15 protein-coding genes, 2 tRNA genes and 1 other RNA gene are annotated in these 18,101 nt (G+C 72.6%); 8 read left to right on the top strand and 10 right to left on the bottom strand.

The features are described 5' to 3' along the window. Window position 1: 1 nt before the first annotated feature. From RBJ65_RS14250 to RBJ65_RS14240, 3 genes are all read left to right on the top strand, one after another. Complete coding sequence (locus RBJ65_RS14250) at window positions 2–1,237, top strand: sensor histidine kinase (protein ID WP_306324161.1); 1,236 nt, start codon at window positions 2–4, stop codon at window positions 1,235–1,237. Then, the gene (locus RBJ65_RS14245) at window positions 1,234–1,842 is read left to right on the top strand and encodes a response regulator transcription factor (protein ID WP_306324160.1); all 609 of its coding nucleotides are present in this window, start codon (window positions 1,234–1,236) and stop codon (window positions 1,840–1,842) included. Before RBJ65_RS14250 ends, RBJ65_RS14245 begins: the two co-directional genes overlap by 4 nt. Window positions 1,843–1,888: 46 nt before the next feature. Further along, a tRNA-Gly gene (locus RBJ65_RS14240) sits at window positions 1,889–1,964 on the top strand. 59 nt (window positions 1,965–2,023) lie between these two features. On the opposite strand, the gene RBJ65_RS14235 is transcribed toward RBJ65_RS14240, so the two are convergent. The 6 genes from RBJ65_RS14235 to ffs all read right to left on the bottom strand — a co-directional run bounded on the left by RBJ65_RS14235 (window position 2,024) and on the right by ffs (window position 10,812). After that, complete coding sequence (locus RBJ65_RS14235; RefSeq protein WP_306324159.1) at window positions 2,024–2,938, bottom strand: phosphoribosylaminoimidazolesuccinocarboxamide synthase; 915 nt, start codon at window positions 2,936–2,938, stop codon at window positions 2,024–2,026. Between the two features lie 102 nt (window positions 2,939–3,040). Continuing rightward, on the bottom strand, window positions 3,041–4,588 hold the full coding sequence (locus tag RBJ65_RS14230) for a N,N-dimethylformamidase beta subunit family domain-containing protein (protein ID WP_306324158.1): 1,548 nt from the start codon (window positions 4,586–4,588) through the stop codon (window positions 3,041–3,043). A 151-nt stretch (window positions 4,589–4,739) separates the two neighbouring features. Then, on the bottom strand, window positions 4,740–6,539 hold the full coding sequence (locus RBJ65_RS14225) for a hypothetical protein (RefSeq protein ID WP_306324183.1): 1,800 nt from the start codon (window positions 6,537–6,539) through the stop codon (window positions 4,740–4,742). A 340-nt stretch (window positions 6,540–6,879) separates the two neighbouring features. Further along, entirely contained in the window at window positions 6,880–8,139 is a 1,260-nt protein-coding gene (purD, locus tag RBJ65_RS14220) for a phosphoribosylamine--glycine ligase (protein WP_306324157.1), read from the bottom strand. A gap of 120 nt (window positions 8,140–8,259) precedes the next feature. Then, window positions 8,260–10,614 (bottom strand): DNA polymerase III subunit gamma and tau, encoded by a 2,355-nt coding sequence (locus tag RBJ65_RS14215; RefSeq protein ID WP_306332135.1) that lies wholly within the window; start codon window positions 10,612–10,614, stop codon window positions 8,260–8,262. 99 nt (window positions 10,615–10,713) lie between these two features. After that, window positions 10,714–10,812, bottom strand: an RNA gene (ffs, locus tag RBJ65_RS14210) — signal recognition particle sRNA small type. Between the two features lie 120 nt (window positions 10,813–10,932). Between ffs and RBJ65_RS14205 the strand changes: the two genes are divergently transcribed. Continuing rightward, window positions 10,933–11,017 (top strand) — tRNA-Ser (locus RBJ65_RS14205). A 78-nt stretch (window positions 11,018–11,095) separates the two neighbouring features. Here RBJ65_RS14205 and arsM read toward each other — a convergent pair. Further along, window positions 11,096–11,857, bottom strand: a complete 762-nt coding sequence (gene arsM, locus RBJ65_RS14200) for an arsenite methyltransferase (protein ID WP_306324104.1) — start codon at window positions 11,855–11,857, stop codon at window positions 11,096–11,098. A 110-nt stretch (window positions 11,858–11,967) separates the two neighbouring features. On the opposite strand from arsM, the gene RBJ65_RS14195 reads away from it, so the two are divergent. Together RBJ65_RS14195 and arsB are read left to right on the top strand one after the other, a co-directional pair. Then, window positions 11,968–12,384, top strand: coding sequence for a helix-turn-helix transcriptional regulator (locus RBJ65_RS14195; protein ID WP_306324103.1), 417 nt, complete (start codon window positions 11,968–11,970; stop codon window positions 12,382–12,384). Beyond that, window positions 12,381–13,493: an ACR3 family arsenite efflux transporter gene (arsB, locus tag RBJ65_RS14190; RefSeq protein WP_306324102.1), complete on the top strand. Its 1,113-nt coding sequence runs from the start codon at window positions 12,381–12,383 to the stop codon at window positions 13,491–13,493. The genes RBJ65_RS14195 and arsB overlap by 4 nt, the downstream gene beginning before the upstream one ends. A gap of 113 nt (window positions 13,494–13,606) precedes the next feature. Here arsB and RBJ65_RS14185 read toward each other — a convergent pair whose 3' ends face one another. Continuing rightward, complete coding sequence (locus RBJ65_RS14185) at window positions 13,607–13,996, bottom strand: hypothetical protein (RefSeq protein ID WP_306324101.1); 390 nt, start codon at window positions 13,994–13,996, stop codon at window positions 13,607–13,609. A gap of 211 nt (window positions 13,997–14,207) precedes the next feature. Here RBJ65_RS14185 and RBJ65_RS14180 point away from each other — a divergent pair, with 211 nt between their 5' ends. Then, entirely contained in the window at window positions 14,208–14,930 is a 723-nt protein-coding gene (locus tag RBJ65_RS14180; protein WP_306324100.1) for a sensor domain-containing protein, read from the top strand. A 2-nt stretch (window positions 14,931–14,932) separates the two neighbouring features. Here RBJ65_RS14180 and RBJ65_RS14175 read toward each other — a convergent pair whose 3' ends face one another. Both RBJ65_RS14175 and RBJ65_RS14170 read right to left on the bottom strand, forming a co-directional pair. Then, window positions 14,933–16,822 carry a propionyl-CoA synthetase gene (locus RBJ65_RS14175; RefSeq protein WP_306324099.1) on the bottom strand — a complete coding sequence of 630 codons (1,890 nt, stop codon included), beginning with the start codon at window positions 16,820–16,822 and terminating at the stop codon, window positions 14,933–14,935. 51 nt (window positions 16,823–16,873) lie between these two features. Further along, window positions 16,874–17,215 carry a cupin gene (locus RBJ65_RS14170; RefSeq protein ID WP_306324098.1) on the bottom strand — a complete coding sequence of 114 codons (342 nt, stop codon included), beginning with the start codon at window positions 17,213–17,215 and terminating at the stop codon, window positions 16,874–16,876. An 85-nt stretch (window positions 17,216–17,300) separates the two neighbouring features. Between RBJ65_RS14170 and RBJ65_RS14165 the strand changes: the two genes are divergently transcribed. After that, a complete protein-coding gene (locus RBJ65_RS14165; protein WP_306324109.1) occupies window positions 17,301–17,882 on the top strand; it encodes an HhH-GPD-type base excision DNA repair protein in 582 nt (193 codons plus the stop codon). Window positions 17,883–18,101: the final 219 nt, after the last annotated feature.

Raw genomic sequence — 18,101 nt, 5'->3', positions numbered from 1 at the left:
CGTGCGGGTTCGCTGGCGCGACCGGAGCAAGGTCGAGCGGGTCGAGTGGCAGACCCGGGTCACGCTGCGCGCCGTCAACTGGATGTTCTTCCTGGCCTGGTCGGTCTCCGGCCTGGCCGGGAGCCTGCTGCACAGCACCGTCCCGTACGTCCTCGGGGGCTCGCTGCTCGCCGTGAACCTGGTGCAGTGCCTGGTCGGCAACCGGCACGCGCTGAGCGCCCTCGACCAGTACCTGGGCCGCGGCCGGGTGCCCCGGAGCCTGACGGTCGCGAGCGGCGCGCTGGCCCTCGTCGCACTCGGGGTGCTCGCCCTGCTGACCGTCACCGACAGCGTGCGGGACGGGCTGATCGCGATGCCGCTGGTGTTCGCGCCGATGCCGTTCGGCTGCGCGTACGCGCTGACGGTGCCGCTGCGGGCGTTCGTGCGGCAGGCCGCCGTCGCGATCGTGGTCGCCGTCGCCGTCGCCGCGGCCGTCGGGACCTCGCCCGGTGGGCTCGTGGTGGTGGCGCTGCTCCTGACGCTGTCCACCGTGCTCGCGCTGCTGACCTTCCGTTGCTCCGCCTGGTCGCTCTCCGTCATGTGGGACTCCGAGCACTCCCGGGAGGTCGAGGCCCGGCTCGCCGTCGCCGAGGAGCGGCTGCGGTTCGGGCGCGACCTGCACGATGTGATGGGGCGCAACCTGTCCGTCGTCGCGCTCAAGAGCGAGCTCGCGGTGCAGCTGGCGCGGCGCGGGCGGACCGAGGACGCGGTGGCGCAGATGACGGAGGTACAGCGGATCGCGCAGGAGTCGCAGCGGGAGGTCCGGGAGGTCGTACGCGGATACCGGGAGGCCGACCTCGGCGCCGAACTCGCCGGGGCAAAGGGCGTGTTGGGCGCCGCCGGGATCGAGTGCACGGTCACCGGGTCCGCGGCCGGGCTTCCGGACGAGGCGCAGTCGGCGCTCGGCTGGGTGGTGCGGGAGGCCTCGACGAACGTGCTGCGGCACGGCGACGCGAAGGCCTGCCGGGTGGAGCTGGTGACCGGGGCGGAGGAGGTCGTACTGACGGTGGAGAACGACGGGGCGGGCGCCGGGACCGGCGGCGGGCAGGGCTCTGGCCTGACCGGGCTGCGGGAACGACTGGCCGCCGTGGCGGGGACGTTGGAGGCTGGAGAGGTGCGGGCGGGAGTGTTCCGGGTGGTGGCGAAGGTGCCGGTGGCGCCGGCGGACGTACGGGAGTCGGCGGAGGTCGTCCGGTGACCGTGCGCGTACTGCTCGCCGACGACGAGCACCTCATCCGTGGCGCGCTCGCCGCGCTGCTCGCGCTGGAGGACGATCTCGTGGTCGTCGCCGAGGCGGCGAGCGGGCCCGAGGCGCTGGCCATGGCGCGGGCGCACAAGCCGGACGTCGCCGTGCTCGACCTGCAGATGCCGGGCGCCGACGGTGTGAGTGTGGCCACATCGATCCGGGACGAACTGCCCGGCTGCCGCACCATGATCGTGACCAGTCACGGTCGCCCCGGGCACCTGAAACGGGCCCTCGCCGCGGGCGTGCGCGGCTTCGTACCGAAGACAGTGAGCGCGCAGCGGCTCGCCGAGATCATCCGCACCGTGCACGCCGGAAACCGTTATGTGGACCCGGAGTTGGCCGCCGACGCGATCTCCTCCGGGGACTCGCCGCTGACCGCGCGCGAGGCCGAGGTGCTCGAACTCGCGGCCGACGGCGCGCCCGTCGCGGAGATCGCCGAGCGGGCCGCGCTGTCCCAGGGCACGGTCCGGAACTATCTGTCGTCGGCCGTATCGAAGCTCGGCGCCGAGAACCGGCACACGGCGGTGCGTCTCGCGCGCGAACGAGGTTGGGTATAGTTGGCGTCGCGCCACGGCGCAGCGAGCACCGCGCAAGCGGCGCCCCGCGAACGTAGCTCAGTTGGTAGAGCGCAACCTTGCCAAGGTTGAGGTCGCGAGTTCGAACCTCGTCGTTCGCTCCAGAAGGAAAGGCCCCCGGTCCTCGGACCGGGGGCCTTTTCTCTTGCGGCTTCTCTTGCGGCTACGACCAGGGGGTGCCGGTCAGCAGTTCGTACGCCTCGATGTACTTGGCGCGGGTCGCGGCCACGACCTCCTCCGGGAGCGCCGGCGGCGGCTGCTCGCTCTTACGGTCCCAGCCGGAGGCAGGCGAGGTCAGCCAGTCCCGCACGTACTGCTTGTCGTACGACGGCTGGGCGCGGCCCGGCTGCCACTGTTCGGCCGGCCAGAAGCGCGAGGAGTCCGGGGTCAGGACCTCGTCAGCGAGGACCAGCGTGGGCTCACCGTCGCCCGCCTTGTCGAAGCCGAACTCGAACTTCGTGTCGGCCAGGATGATGCCGCGCTCGCGCGCGATGTCCCGGGCCCGGCTGTAGACGGCGAGGGTGGCCTGGCGCAGCTGGGCGGCCGTGTCGGCGCCGACCTGGCGGGCCATCTCCTCGTAGCTGACGTTCTCGTCATGCTCGCCGACCTCGGCCTTGGTGGCCGGGGTGAAGATGGGCGCCGGGAGCTCGGAGCCGTCCTCCAGGCCCTCGGGGAGGGCGAGGCCGCAGACCGTACGGGTCTCGTTGTACTCGACGAGTCCGGAGCCGGTGAGGTAGCCGCGGGCCACGGCCTCGACCGGGACCATGTCGAGGTTCTTGCAGACGAGGGTGCGGCCCGCCCAGTCGGCGGGGACGCCCTCGGGGAGGTCCTGGGAGATCACGTGGTTCGGGATCAGGTCCTGGAGCTGGTCGAACCACCACAGGGAGAGCTGTGTGAGGACCTTGCCCTTGTCCGGGATCGGCGTGGGCAGCACCCAGTCGTAGGCCGAGATGCGGTCGGTGGCGACCATGATCAGGTCCCCCGACTCACTGCGGTACAGGTCGCGCACCTTGCCTGTGTGCAGGTGCACCAGGCCCGGCACCTGCACCGGCTCGGGCTTTTCGACGAATCCGGACACGGTTCCTCCCCGTGGTTCTGTACGAGTACCTTCGATTCTCCCGTACATGGGGGCGGGTTTTCGCCACGGGTGTCGTACGCGGCTGTGTGCTCGGTCTCGTTGTCAGTCTCGTTTGCAGATGCGGTCGAGGAGGTTCGCCGTCGCGCGCTGGATGCGGGGGTCTACGTGGCCGGGGCGGTCCAGGGCCGGGGACCAGGCGAACGTCCCGGAAGCGAAGACCAGCGCTCCGGACGGGGAGCGGTACAGGGAGGTCTCCTGGTGGCGGCGGGTCTTGTCGCTGTCGCGGTACGGGGAGTGCGCGAGCAGGATGCGGTCCTGGTGCTCGGGCAGCGAGGTGCGTGGGAAGTAGCGGTCGGCCTCTCCGGCGACCAGCCCTTCTATCTCGTCCCCCTCGTGCGCCCCGGTCGCCTCCCACAGCCAGTGCTTCGCGTTCCGCACGATCAGGGGGTGCGGCTCGGGGACGCGGCCCGCGTACTGGATGCCCATGAGCTGCTGCTCCGGCTTGTCGATCTCCCGCCACAGCGTGGGCCTTCCGGGGCCTCTGCGCTTGCGGCAGGTCAGCAGCCGGTCCGGTACGCCGGAGGGGGCCGGGCCCAACTCCACTTGCCAGTACATGGTGTTGGCGGAGAGGAAGACGAGTGACGTCCCGTTCTCGCGCGCGAGCTCCGTCGTGCGGCGCATGTTCGCCGACCAGTACTCGTCGTGCCCGGGGAAGACGAGGCCCCGGTAGCGGGTCGGGTCGATGCGGCCGGCGTGCAGATCGCGGGCGTCGGCGTACGCGAGGTCGTAGCCGTACCGCTCCGCCCAGCGGATGAAGTCGTAGGCGTGGCCGACATGCAGGGGCAGGCCCGCGCCCGCGTACGGGCGGTCGAAGGAGACCGTGATCGCGGCCTCGCTCTCGCCGAGCAGCCGCCCGTCCTCGTCCCACGCGTGGTACAGGCTCGCGCCCGTCCGGCCGTCCTCCGGATACAGGTTGTACGCCTGCCAGGTGATGTCCGGGAGTAGGAGCAGCAGGTCGGCGGGCTCGGCGTCGCGGACCGTGAACGGGATGTGCGAGCGGTAGCCGTCGAGGGTGGTGAGCACGGCGACGTACGCGCCGACATTCCAGTACGAGGGGATCTGCAGCCGCCACGACAGCCACCAGTGGTGGCAGGAGACCGTGCGGTCCGCGGTCAGTGGGGGCGGCTGGACGATGCCGGAGAGGCGGGGGCTCGTGGTGATCTTGCTGGCGCCGTCGCCGCCGTAGTGGCCGATGCGGTAGACGTCCACGGTGAACTCCTGCGGCGGGTCCACCGTGATGTGGAAGTCGATCGCCTCGCCGGGCGCCGCCGCGCCGGTCGAGGTGAAGCCCTTGATCTGGCGGTGCACGTCGTCGGCGGTGCGGGGGCCGCCGGTGCGGGGCGCCGGGACCTCGGGGGCGCCGGGCCGCCGCTGTGCGTGGTCGACATGGTCGACGTACCAGGGAACGACGTGACCGGTGTCGTCGAAGTAGTGCTCACTTCCGCGCAGCCACGGGAGCGGACCTTGTCCGAACGGGTCCGTGACCGCGTGCGCCAACGCCCCCGATTCCCAGCGGGGCGTACGGGGACGGGGCGGGGGCAGGTCCTTGCGCGCCGGATCCTTCGGGTGCCCCGCCCTGTCCGGCCCCATGACTGCTCCCCTCCCTCGCTCCCCCGAGTCCACACGCGCGGCCTCTTGTCCGCGACCGGTCCAAGCACATCACATTACGCACGCACTCCGTCACCGTTCGTCGCGAATTGACGAGAGTGGAACGGTTCCCTCCGGGTGGTGCGGGTGTGCCCTACACGAGGCGGACGGGCTTCTCCGGGCGGACACCGCGGCGGCTCAGCCAGTCCTTGAGCGGGTCCCCGTCGCCGTCCTCCACGAGGCTCAGCACGCGGGGCGCCAGGTCGGCGGCCCGCTCGCCGCCGACCAGCAACGAGGGTCCGTCCAGCCAGTCGAGCCCCGGCGCGGCGCCCGCCGTGTCCACGGCGGCGCAGCACACCATCGCGGTGACGTGATCGGCCAGCAACTCCCGCCCACTGCGCGGCGGTTGCAACGGGAACAGCGGCAACGCGCCCTCGTCCCACAACGCCCCGTCCGGCCCCTGCCCCGCCACCGGAACATCCGCCACCGGCCGCGCACTCTCCTCCCGGGCGACTTCGGCGGCGAGCCCAGCGGAAAGCTCATCGAGGTGCCCCTCCGCCGGGTGAGCAAGATCAAGCCTCGCCGGCGATTGAGGCGCGGGGTCCGGGGCGGAGCCCCGAGACGTGGGCACGGACGACCGCTCCGATACGGACCCGGAGCCCGCCGGCACGGCCAAGTGCTCCAGCACCCGCGCCAACGTCGGCCCCTCCGCCCCCCGCGTGTGCCCGGGGACACCCAACGCGTCAAGCACCCGGTGCAACCGCGCCGCGTCCATCCGCCACTTCCGGTCCACCACCTCGTCCGGATACTCCTGCCAGTCCACCGGCGCCCAGTCAGGACCCCGCTCCGCGGGCCCCCCGTGGAACAGTCGCGCGGCGAGCAACGACGCCGCCTCGTCCACCGTCCCCGGCTCCTCCAGCAGATCGCACGCCGGCCGCTCGCCGAGCCGCGAGGCAAAGCTCCCGTCCTGCGCCGCGAGGCGATCGCGCCGGGACAGCTCGGTCAGCGCCGCGACCACGCCCGCGTCGAGCCGGGCCGGCCAGCGCCCCATCCGCCAGGCCGGCAGCGCGACCCTGGTGAGCAGCCGGTCCCAGCCCGCGTACGCGAGCCCGACCTGCTCCTGGGCGACGATCCGCAGTCCGTAGTCCACCGCCTGGGCCCGCTCGGCCGCCGCCGCGGCGACCCCGCGCTCCATCTCGGCGGCGTGCACCCGGCACCCGGTCAGCAGCAGCCGCGCCACCCGGCCGACCCCGCCGAGCACGGCGCGCGCCACCGGCCCCCGGCCACCGCCGGAGGACACCGCCACCGCCGCGTCGAGGCCGCGGACGAAGCGCCGGGCCGCCGCTATGTCGGGGTGCGCCGAAGGCCCCGTACCGGCGACGACCGGGGCGAGGACGGCGCGCAGCTCGGCGACCCGCATCCACCACAGGAACGGGGAGCCGATGACGAGGACGGGGGCGTCGGATGCGTCGGAGGCCTTGGGGTCGGCGGTCCCCTCCGGCCCGCCGGGTCGCCCTTGGCCCTTCTCGCGGCGCGCGGGCGGCGGGCCGTGCGCCGGATGCGTACGGTCCTCGAGCCAGCTGTCGCAGTCCGGGGTGAGCGCTATCGCCGAGGGCGCCGGAACGTCGAGCCGGTCCGCCAGGTCGCGCACCAGGCGGTACAGGTCGGGGGCGGTCTCCTCGGCGATCGGGACCGTCGGGCTGACGGCCGGGCGGGCGCGCGCCACGACGAGGGCGACGGCGGCGGCCGCGAGCAGCACGACGACGGCGATCGCGCTCACGACGCCGCGCGCGATGTCCCAACTCCCGCCCGTCAGATGGCCGGTGGTGCCGCCCGCGAGCAGCACCACGGAGGCGGCCGCGGGGAGCAGCGCGAGGGCCGTCGCCCTGCTGCGGATGCGCAGCACGGCGAGGGCTCGGGAGCGCGCGGTCTGCGCACCCATCTCCACACCCATACCGGACACGACCGATGTCACCCCCTGCTGCCCATGCCTCTTGCCCAACCAGGGGCCGAGGCCCGCGGCAGAGCTCTGGTGGCGTTGCTCACTCCCCCACAATGGCACCCGCCACTGACATCGCAATGCCGGTGGTCCGTCTGGTTCCGCACGGCTTACGCAGGTGCCGTAACTCCGTGCGCCGCACCCTAGTTGGGGGTTCCGGCCTCGTCAGCCGGATGGGCCATCGGTCACTCGATGGAATGGCTTTGGGTAGAGGTGGGTGACATCGGGCGCCGGGCAGGCGAGGGTGCCACCTGCCCGGCGTACGGCCTCCGTCAGTTCTCGGAGGCGGCCTCCGTCAGCTCTCGGACGCGGCCTTCGCGGCGATGTCCGTGCGGTGCTGCGAGCCGTCCAGGCCGATGCGGTCCACGGCGGCGTACGCGCGCTCGCGGGCCTGCGCCAGGTCGGTGCCTGTCGCCGTGACGGACAGCACGCGGCCGCCCGCGCTGAGCACGGCGCCGCTCTCGGCGTCCCGCTTGGTGCCGGCGTGCAGCACGTACGCGTGCGGGGCGTCCTGTGCGGCCACCTCGTCGAGGCCGGTGATCGGGTCGCCGGTGCGCGGGGTGCCGGGGTAGTTGTGCGAGGCGACGACGACGGTGACGGCCGCCTCCTCGCTCCAGCGCAGCGGTTCGAGGTCGGCGAGCGTGCCGTTCGCGGCGGCGAGCAGGACGCCGGTGAGCGGGGTCTTGAGGCGGGCGAGGACGACCTGGGTCTCGGGGTCGCCGAAGCGGGCGTTGAACTCGATGACGCGGACGCCGCGGCTTGTGATCGCCAGACCGGCGTAGAGCAGCCCGGAGAACGGGGTGCCGCGGCGCCGCATCTCGTCGACCGTCGGCTGGAGGACCGTGTCGAGGACTTCCTGGACCAGCTTCGGGTCGGCCCACGGGAGCGGCGAATAGGCGCCCATGCCACCGGTGTTGGGGCCCTGGTCGTCGTCGAGCGCGCGCTTGAAGTCCTGGGCGGGCCGCAGCGGGACGACGGTGGTGCCGTCGGTGATCGCGAAGAGGGAGACCTCGGGGCCGTCGAGGAACTCCTCGATGACGACGCGCTCGCAGGCGCCTGCGTGGGCGCGCGCCTGCTCGATGTCGTCGGTCACGACGACGCCCTTGCCGGCCGCGAGACCGTCGTCCTTCACGACGTACGGGGCGCCGAACGCGTCCAGCGCCTCGTCGATCTCGGCCGCGTTGGTGCAGACGTACGAGCGGGCGGTGGGGACTCCGGCGCCGGCCATGACGTCCTTGGCGAACGCCTTGGAGCCCTCCAGCTGGGCGGCCTCGCCGGACGGGCCGAAGACCGGGATGCCGGCGGCGCGGACCGCGTCGGCGACCCCGGCGACCAGGGGCGCCTCGGGGCCGACGACGACGAGCTCGGCGCCCAGCTCCTGGGCGAGGGCGGTGACCGCCGCGCCGTCGAGGGCGTCGACCGCGTGCAGCTCGGCGACGTCGGCGATGCCTGCGTTGCCGGGAGCGCAGTGCAGGGCGGTGACGTCGGGGTCGAGGGACATTGAGCGGCACAGGGCGTGTTCGCGGGCGCCGCTGCCGATGACGAGGACCTTCACGCCGGTCAGCCTATCCGTACGGGTGGGGTGGTCTTGTACGGGCCGCCCAAGGCGGGACGGGGGCGGGGTTGTGGGTTCCTCCAGCCCGCCCCGCCTCCTTCCGGCGCGGACGGCGAACCGCTACTCGTTCGTGAACTCCTCGACCACCGTCGCGCCCAGCTCGCGAACGATCAGGTCGTGGCCCGACAGCGCGTTCTCGTCCAGGTCCGGGTCGTCGTCCTCCGGGATGTCGTCCTCCACCGAGACCGAGCGGCGGGGCGGCTCCGCGGGCGCCGGGGCCGGCGCCGGGGCGGGCTCCGCGCTGGGCGGGGCGGACCGGGGGGCGGACGGCTGGGACTGGGCCGGGGGCGCGGGGGCCGGAGCGGGCGCCGGTGCCGGGGCGGGTGCGGGGGCGTAACCGCCGCCACCGCCGTAACCGCCGCCACCGCCTGCGCCGTAGCCACCGCCGCCGCCGTAACCGCCGGGGGCGGGCGGCGGGGGTGCGCCGCCTCCGCCCGAGGTGTCGACGACCGCGTCGATCTTCCAGTGCACGTTGAACTGCTCGGCCAGGGCCGCCTTCAGTACGTCCTCGCTGCCGCTGCTCGCGAAGTTGTCACGCGCTCCCGCGTTCACGAAGCCGAGCTGGAGGGTGGCGCCGTCGAAGCCCGTGACCTGCGCGTTCTGGCTGAGCAGGATCCACGTGAAGCGGCGCTTGTTCTTGACCGCCTCCAGGATGTTCGGCCAGAGCTGGCGGGGGTCCGGGCCGCCGACCGGGGCCGGTGCCGGGGCCGGGGCCGCGGGTGCCGGGGCGGGGGCCGACTGCTGGGGGGCGGGGCCGGGGGCCGGGGCCGTCGGGTTCGGGCTCGGGGTCTGTGGTGCGGCCGGGGCGGGGGCCGGGCCGGATCCGGCGGCCGCGGCCGTGGGCCATCCGCCGGGCCTGCGGGCGCCACCGCCACCGCCACCCGCCGGGGCGGCGGTGGGCCAGGAGCCGGGGGCGGCCGGGGTGGCCGGGGCGGGCTGGGCGGGCTGGGCCTCCGCGGGAGGAGCGGGTGCCGGGGCGGGGGTGGGAGCCGGTGCGGCCTCGGCCATGGGGGCGGCAGGAGCCTGCGCCGGGGCCGGGGCCTGGGGCGCCGCCGGACCGGCCCCCGGGCCCGCCCCACGAACCGCCGCCCGCGCCGCCGCCGGGCCGCCACCCGGCTCGACGGGCGCCTGCCCGGCGGGACCAGGACCGGGGCCGCCCGGGCCAGGACCGGGGCCGCCGGGGCCAGGACCATGGGCATCGGGCCCGGGAACGTACGCCATGGAAGGCGCGGCCCCCTGCCCACCCGGCGTGAAGACGCCACCGCGCTCGATGCGGTCGAGGCGGGCCATGACCGAACGTTCGTCGTCGTAGGCGGCGGGCAACAGCACGCGCGCGCAGATCAGTTCGAGCTGGAGTCGCGGCGCGTTGGCGCCGCGCATCTCGGTCAGGCCCTCGTTGACGAGGTCGGCGGCGCGGCTCAGCTCGGCCGCGCCGAAGGTCGACGCCTGCGCCTGCATCCGCTCCACGACATCGCCCGGAGCGTCGATGAGCCCCTTCTCGGCGGCATCCGGAACCGCCGCCAGGATCACCAGATCCCGGAGCCGCTCCAACAGGTCGGCGACGAAGCGCCGCGGATCGTTGCCCCCCTCGATGACCCGGTCCACGACTTCGAAGGCCGCGGCACCGTCGCCGGTCGCGAACGCCTCCACCACCGAGTCGAGCAGCGAACCGTCCGTGTATCCGAGCAGGCCGGTCGCCATGGCATACGTCACACCGTCCTCGCCGGCCCCGGCGAGCAGCTGGTCCATGACGGACATGGAGTCACGCACCGACCCGGCGCCCGCGCGCACGACGAGCGGCAGCACGCCCTCGTCGACGGCCATGTCCTCCTTGCCGCACACCTCGCCCAGGTAGTCGCGCAGCGTCCCCGGCGGCACGAGCCGGAACGGGTAGTGGTGCGTCCTGGACCGGATCGTCCCGATGACCTTCTCGGGCTCGGTGGTCGCGAAGATGAACTTGAGGTGCTCCGGCGGCTCCTCGACCACCTTCAGCAGGGCATTGAAGCCCGCCGAGGTGACCATGTGGGCCTCGTCGATGATGTAGATCTTGTAGCGGCTGCTCGCGGGCCCGAAGAAGGCCTTCTCGCGCAGGTCGCGCGCGTCGTCCACACCACCGTGCGAAGCGGCGTCGATCTCGATGACGTCGATCGAACCCGGACCGTTGCGCGCGAGGTCCTGGCAGGACTGGCACTCCCCGCACGGATTCGGGGTGGGACCTTGCTCACAGTTGAGACAGCGGGCCAGGATGCGCGCGCTGGTCGTCTTGCCGCAGCCGCGCGGACCCGAAAACAGGTAGGCGTGATTGACCCGGTTGTTCCGCAGCGCCTGCTGCAACGGGTCAGTCACATGTTCCTGCCCGATGACCTCGGCGAACGACTCCGGGCGATAACGGCGGTACAGCGCGAGAGACGACACGCATACGAGGTTATAGGCGCCCACTGACAACCGGACCCGCCCACGGGTATGCCGCCCCGGAACCTCGGAGACCGAGCGGGAAACCGACCGGCCCCCGGAAACGTAAACGCCCCCCACGCACCCGCCAGAGCCAACCTACCCTTGCTGCCTTCCGGCCCTGGGGGAGTTCAGTCAGATAGCGCCACGTGAGGGGCTGCGCAACAGAGTACATGCTCCGGACCGCCCGAAACCACCTGCTCGGACCGGCACCCCCGACCCCGATCCGCACCACCGGATCGAGTTCGCGAGCACTCCTTCCGGTCATGTAATGTCTCCAGCGGAGGATTCGCCTAGAGGCCTAGGGCGCACGCTTGGAAAGCGTGTTGGGGGCAACCCCTCACGAGTTCGAATCTCGTATCCTCCGCCTCAGCCCAGCAGGGCAGACGAAGGCCCCGACCGGTTCGCCGGTCGGGGCCTTCGGCGTTGGTGGTGTCGTCGGTGGTTACGCGGCGGCCCCGGTGGGCTTGGTGGCGCGGATGACGGCCGAGTGCATGCCGTCGGCGACGGGGTGGGTCGGGGTGAGGTCGATGTCCGTGAAGCCGGCCGCCGCCAGGCCCGCGCGGTACTCGGCGAAGGAGAGCGCGCCCGCGATGCAGCCTACGTAGTCACCGCGCTCCGCCCGCTGCGCCGGGGCGAGTACGTCGTCGGCGACGACGTCGGAGATGCCGATGCGGCCGCCCGGGGCCAGGACGCGGAACATCTCGGCGAACACGGCGGGCTTGTCCGTCGACAGGTTGACGACGCAGTTGGAGATCACGACGTCGATCGTGTTCGCGGGCAGCGGGACGGCCTCGATGGCGCCCTTGAGGAACTCGACGTTCGTGGCGCCGGCCTTCTTCTGGTTGGCCAGCGCGAGCGCGAGCATCTTCTCGGTCATGTCCAGGCCGTACGCCTTGCCGGTCGCCCCGACGCGGCGGGCGGAGAGCAGGACGTCGATGCCGCCGCCCGAGCCGAGGTCGAGCACGCGCTCGCCCTCGTGCAGATCGGCCACCGCGGTGGGGTTGCCGCAGCCGAGCGAGGCGGCGATCGCCTCGGCGGGCAGGGCCTCGCGCTCGTCGGCCGCGTACAGCGTGGAGCCGAAGTTGTCGTCGATCTCGATGGCCTGCGGGCCGCAACAGGCGGTGCCGCCCTCGGTGACCTGGACGGCGGCGGCCGCGTAGCGCTCGCGGACGGTCTCACGCAGGTCAGTGGACCGGTCACTCATGGAGTGCCTCCCGGAACGGGGTGTCTTGACGGGTGGGTGGTGTATCGATAGGTATCGATGGGTTTCGATGCAACCTTGCGCCCTGGATCGAAGTTCGTCAACATAGAGGGATGTCGAAACAAGAACTGGTGGTGCTCGGCCAGGACGGCGCCGACGGGTGCTGTCCGACGCTGCTGACGTCACCGCTGGGCGAGGAGCAGGCGGTCGAACTGGCCAAGGTGTTCAAGGCACTTGGCGATCCGGTGCGGCTCCGCCTGCTGTCGATGATCGCCTCGCGCGAGGGCGGCGAGATCTGCGTCTGCGACCTCACGCCCGCCTTCGACCTCTCCCAGCCGACGATCTCCCACCACCTCAAGCTGCTGCGGCAGGCCGGCCTGATCGACTGCGAGCGGCGCGGTACGTGGGTCTACTACTGGCTGCTGCCGGAGGCGACCGACAAGCTCGCCGGCGTCCTGAGCCGTCCCGGAGGGGACCGTCCCGGAGGGGCCCGTCCCGGACGGGCCACCCCCACGGAGGCGTCCTCGTGAGCGACGCCACCACCGCACCGGTCGCGGCGCGCCTCTCCTTCGTCGACCGCTACCTGGCGGTGTGGATCCTGGCCGCGATGGCTGCCGGGCTCGGCCTCGGCCGGCTCGTGCCCGGTCTCGGCGACGCGCTGGCCGAGGTCACCGTCACCGGGGTCTCGCTGCCGATCGCGCTCGGCCTGCTCGTGATGATGTACCCGGTCCTGGCCAAGGTCCGCTACGACCGCCTCGACACCGTCACCCGCGACCGCCGTCTGCTCGTCCCGTCCCTGGTGCTGAACTGGGTGCTCGGCCCGGCCCTGATGTTCGCCCTCGCCTGGATCTTCTTGCCGGACCTGCCCGCGTACCGCACCGGCCTGATCATCGTCGGCCTGGCCCGCTGCATCGCCATGGTCGTCATCTGGAACGACCTGGCCTGCGGCGACCGCGAGGCCGCCGCCGTGCTTGTCGCTCTCAACTCCGTGTTCCAGGTGCTGGCGTTCAGCCTGCTCGGCTGGTTCTACCTGTCCGTACTGCCGGGCTGGCTGGGCCTTGAGCAGACGACGCTTGACGTGTCGGTGTGGGAGATCGCCCGTAGCGTCCTGATCTTCCTCGGGATTCCGCTGCTTGCCGGGTTCCTCACGCGTCGCCTGGGCGAGCGGGCCAAGGGGCGTACCTGGTACGAGACGAAACTGATCCCGCGCATCGGCCCGTTCGCCCTGTACGGGCTGCTGTTCACGATCGTCGTGCTGTTCGCCCTCCAGGGCGACGCCATCACCTCGCGGCCCCTCGACGTCGCCCGTATCGCGCTGCCGCTGCTGGTGTACTTCGCCGTGATGTGGGCCGGGTCCATGGCGCTGGGCAGGGCGGTCGGGCTCGATTACCCGAAGGCGACGACGCTGGCGTTCACGGCCGCGGGCAACAACTTCGAGCTGGCCATCGCGGTCGCCATCGCCACCTTCGGCGCCACCAGTGGCCAGGCCCTCGCCGGAGTCGTCGGGCCGCTCATCGAGGTCCCGGCCCTCATCGGGCTCGTCTACGTGGCGCTCGCCGTCCGGCGTCACTTCCCCGGGTCCCCAAAGCAGGCGACCACGACCGGCGTGCCGGTGCCGCAGGACTCCGTCCAGAGCTGACGAGGGCCCCGCCGGTGACCGGCGGGGCCCTTCGTCGTGCGGTCGCTCGCGCGATCAGCCGCGCGGTCAGCCGCGCGCTCGGTCGTGCGCTCGGTCGTGCGCTCGGTCGTGCGTCAGAGGATGCGCTCGGGGGCGTCGAACTGGTCGACCGGCTCGTTCGTGCAGTTCGCGGACGGGCCGCCCAGCACGTTGCCGCCCACGCCCTGCGCACCCGGGACCGCGCAGCGCAGGTCCACGTCGACGAGCGGGGCGCCGTACGTGTTGAGGAGGCCGCCGGTGTCGCCGCCGATCGCGACGTCGCCGTTCTCGGTGGCGAACCGCGAGGTGCCGGTGCCCGACGTGGTCTCGTCGTAGCTGGCGCGGCCTGCCTCGTTGGCGTCGTGCGCGTTGGTCATCGTCTCGGCCTGCGGGCTGTCGGCCGCGGAGGCGACACCCGTCGCTCCTACCGTCGCTGCCGCCGCGGCAGAGGCGAGCGCGGCGCCGGTCAGAACCTTGCGGATCATGGCTGCTCCAAAGTGCGGGGGGAAATTACGCGAGCAGTTTGCAATCAGCCGGCCCTCATAAACCAATACCGGACAAGGAAACGCGCTTTCCGCCGTCCCAATAGAGCATTTGACCGCCCAATGGATGTAAGGCGGTCCGGGGGTTAACCCCACCCCCAAGACACCCCACAGCCCCATGTCCCCGCCGCCGCGAAAACGCGACGCTGGTTCCATGACCTCGACGACTGCCACGACCTCCGCGACGCTTCGCCACCCGGCGCCGACCCACATGGCCGGGCCCCGCTCGACCTGGCCCGGCTTCTGGCGCGCCCCCTTCGCCCGCGCCACCTACCGGGAGTTCCGGTACACGGTCACCTCGCTGCCCCTGGCCATCGCCGGGTTCGTGTTCGCCGTCGCGATGTTCAGCGTCGGCGTGAGCACGCTCGTGGTCTGGGTCGGGCTGCCCGTTCTCGTGGCCATGCTCGCGGGTGCGCGGGGGCTCGCGGCCGTGGAGCGGAGGCGGGCGGACGCGTTGCTCGGGGTGCGCGTCGAGGCGCCGGTCAGGCCGGAAAAGCCCGCGGCCGGAATGGTGAGGCGGCTCGCGGACGCCGCCGGCTGGAAGGCGCTGCTCTTCCATTTCCTGATGTTTCCCTGGCGGGTCGCGACTTTCTGTTTCTCGGTCACTTTTCTCGTGACCGGGTGGGTCGTCGCGCTCTTCCCGACGTATTCCTGGGTCTTCCACCGCTATCTGGACTGGCCCGGATACCGGCTCTACGACTTCACGACCGACGCCGGCGTGCACCACGCCTACTACGTGGAGTCGCCCGCCCAGATCGCCGGGGTGTCGGCGATCGGGTTCCTCCTCGTGTTCCTTACGCCGGTGCTTGTGCACGCCCTGACGAACGTCGACCGCGGCGCCGTGCGCGCGCTGCTCGGCCGCCGCACCGACGCCTGAGGTCAGGAGGGGCGGCGCCGCAGCACCGGCCGCAGCGCGTCGAGGACGGACACGTCGTCGACCGTCGACGGCACCGGCTCCTCGCGGCCGTCGGCGATGCCGCGCATCGTCTTGCGCAGGATCTTCCCGGACCGGGTCTTGGGCAGGGCCGCCACCACGGCGACGTCCTTCAGGGACGCGACCGCCCCGATCCGGTCCCGTACGAGCTGGACGAGTTCCGCCTCGACCACCGCGGGCTCCGACTCCACGCCCGCCTTCAACACCACGAAGCCGCGCGGCACTTGGCCCTTGAGCGGGTCCGCGACGCCGATGACCGCGCACTCCGCCACATCCGGATGCGCGGCCAGCACCTCCTCCATCCCGCCCGTCGACAGCCGGTGCCCGGCCACATTGATCACGTCGTCCGTGCGCCCCATCACGTACACATAGCCGTCCTCGTCCACATGCCCGCCGTCGCCGGTCAGGTAGTAGCCGTCGTACGCGGACAGGTACGAGGAGACGAAGCGCTCGTCGTCGTTCCAGAGGGTGGGCAGCGAGCCCGGCGGCATCGGGAGGCGGACGACGATCGCGCCGTCCTCGCCGGGCGGCACCGGCTTGCCGTCCCCGTCCACGACCCGCACGTCCCAGCCCGGCAGCGGGAACGTCGGGGAGCCCGCCTTGACCGGCGCGGCCTCGATCCCCACCGGGTTCGCGACGATCGGCCAGCCCGTCTCGGTCTGCCACCAGTGGTCGATCACCGGGATGCCGAGCAGCTCGCCCGCCCAGTGGTACGTCTCCGGGTCCAGCCGCTCCCCGGCGAGGAAGAGGTACTTCAGGCCGCTGAGGTCGTACGCGCGCGTGAACTCGCCCTCCGGGTCGACCTTCTTGATCGCGCGGAACGCCGTCGGCGCCGTGAACAGCGTCTTCACGCCGTACTGAGCCGCCACCCGCCAGAACTGGCCCGCGTCCGGGGTGCCGACCGGCTTCCCCTCGTAGAGGACGGTCGTGGCGCCGGCGAGCAGCGGCGCGTACACGATGTACGAGTGGCCGACGACCCAGCCCACGTCGGACGCGGTGAACATGGTCTCGCCGGGGCCGACGTCGTACACGGCCTCCATGGACCAGCGCAGCGCCACCGCGTAGCCGCCGCAGTCGCGCACAACTCCCTTGGGCCTGCCGGTCGTTCCCGACGTATAGAGGATGTAGAGGGGATCGGTGGCGCGGACGGAGACGCAGTCGGCGGGGCGGGCGTCGCGCATCGCGTCCGCCCAGGCGACGTCTCTTCCGGGCGTCAACTCGCCTGGCCCCTGCGGGCGTTGGAGGACCACGCAGGCGTCCGGCCGGTGCTTCGACAGCTCGACCGCCTCGTCGAGGAGCGGCTTGTACGGGACGACCCGCGCCCCCTCGATGCCGCAGGACGCCGAGACGACGACCTTCGGCGCCGCGTCGTCGATCCGCACCGCCAGCTCGTGCGCCGCGAAACCGCCGAAGACGACCGAGTGCACCGCCCCGATCCGCGCGCACGCGAGCATCGCGACGACGGCCTCCGGAACCATCGGCATATAGATGACCACCCGGTCGCCGCGCCCCACCCCGAGGCCTTTCAGCGCCCCCGCGAAGGTGGCGACCTCGTGCGTCAACTCCTCGTACGAGTACGTACGTCGGGTGTCGGTCACCGGTGAGTCGTACACCAGGGCGGGCTGCGCGCCGCGGCCCGCCGCGACGTGGCGGTCGAGGGCGTTGTGGCAGACGTTCAGCTCGCCGTCCGGGAACCAGCGGTGGAAGGGCGCCCGCGAGGAGTCCAGGGCGCGGGTCGGCGGCACGTCCCAGTCGATGGCGCCGTGCGCCGCCGAGAGCCAGAAGCCCTCGGGGTCGTCGGTGCTCGCTCGGAAGACTTCCTCGTACGACGGCATGCCCGCACCCCTTAGCGCAGTTCCCGCGGAAGCGACGGGAACACGATCAGGTCAGGCGGTGACCGCCGTCAACAGCACGGCGGCGTCCGTGAGCGCGACGAGGCCGTGCTTCTCCTGCGGGATCGGGTGCAACTGCCCCTGCGTGAGGACGACGTCCCCGGAGACCGCGGTGAGGCGGACCCGGCCGCGCAGCACCTGGAGGGTGGCCGCGGGCGGGGCGTTGTGCTCCTCCAGGTTGCTGCCCTCGGTGAGCGCGATGACGCTCTGCCGCAGCAGCGGGTCCTCCTTGATCAGGAGTTCGGCGCTGCGGCCGTGCTCGGCCTTGCGGGCGGCCGTCAGGTGGTCGTCGGCGAGGGCGGCGAGATCGTACGGGGCCGGTGTCGTGGAAGCCATGACGACAGGGTTACCTCGGACGGCGCGGCCATGCGACGCGGTGGCCGCCGATCGTGGCGGACGCGATGATCTACGCATGAGCCGTATGAACGTCACCCTCCACCTCGCCCAGGAACCCGCCGCCGACGAACTCCTCGGCCGCAGCCCGCTCGCCGCGCTCGTCGGGATGCTGCTCGACCAGCAGGTCCCCATGGAGTGGGCGTTCGCGGGCCCGCGCACCATCGCCACGCGCATGGGCGTCGACGACCTCGACGCGTACGAGATCGCCGCCCGGGACCCCGAGGCCTTCGCCGCGCTCCTCTCCGAGAAGCCGGCCGTGCACCGCTACCCCGGGTCCATGGCGAAGCGGGTGCAGCAGCTGTGCCAGTACCTCGTCGAGCACTACGAGGGGGACGCGACGGCCGTGTGGGAGGGCGTGGACACCGGCAAGGAGGTGCTGCGGCGCCTCAACGACCTGCCCGGCTTCGGCAAGCAGAAGGCCCAGATCTTCCTGGCCCTGCTCGGCAAGCAGCTCGGGGTGCGGCCGAGTGGGTGGCGGGAGGCGGCGGGGGCGTACGGGGAGCCGAAGGCGTATCGCTCGGTCGCCGACATCACCGGGCCCGAGTCCCTTACGAAGGTGCGGGCGCACAAGCAGGAGATGAAGGCGGCGGCGAAGGCGGCGAAGTAGCCGGGGGCTGGGCGGGCTGACTTCGGCGGAGCCGTGGTGGGCGTCGCGGGGCGCTGCCCCGGACCCCGCGCCTCAAGCGCCGGCGAGGCTGGATTTGCCGAACCGGCGTTACGGACACGGGGCTCCGCCCCGGACCCCGCGCCTCAAACGCCGGCGAGGCTGGATTTGCCGAACCGGCGTTACGGACACGGGGCGCTGCCCCGGACCCCGCGCCTCAAA

Origin of the sequence: Streptomyces sp. KL109B (genome assembly GCF_030766935.1) — a bacterium.
GTDB lineage: Bacteria > Actinomycetota > Actinomycetes > Streptomycetales > Streptomycetaceae > Streptomyces.
This window is presented reverse-complemented; position numbering and strand designations above follow the sequence as displayed.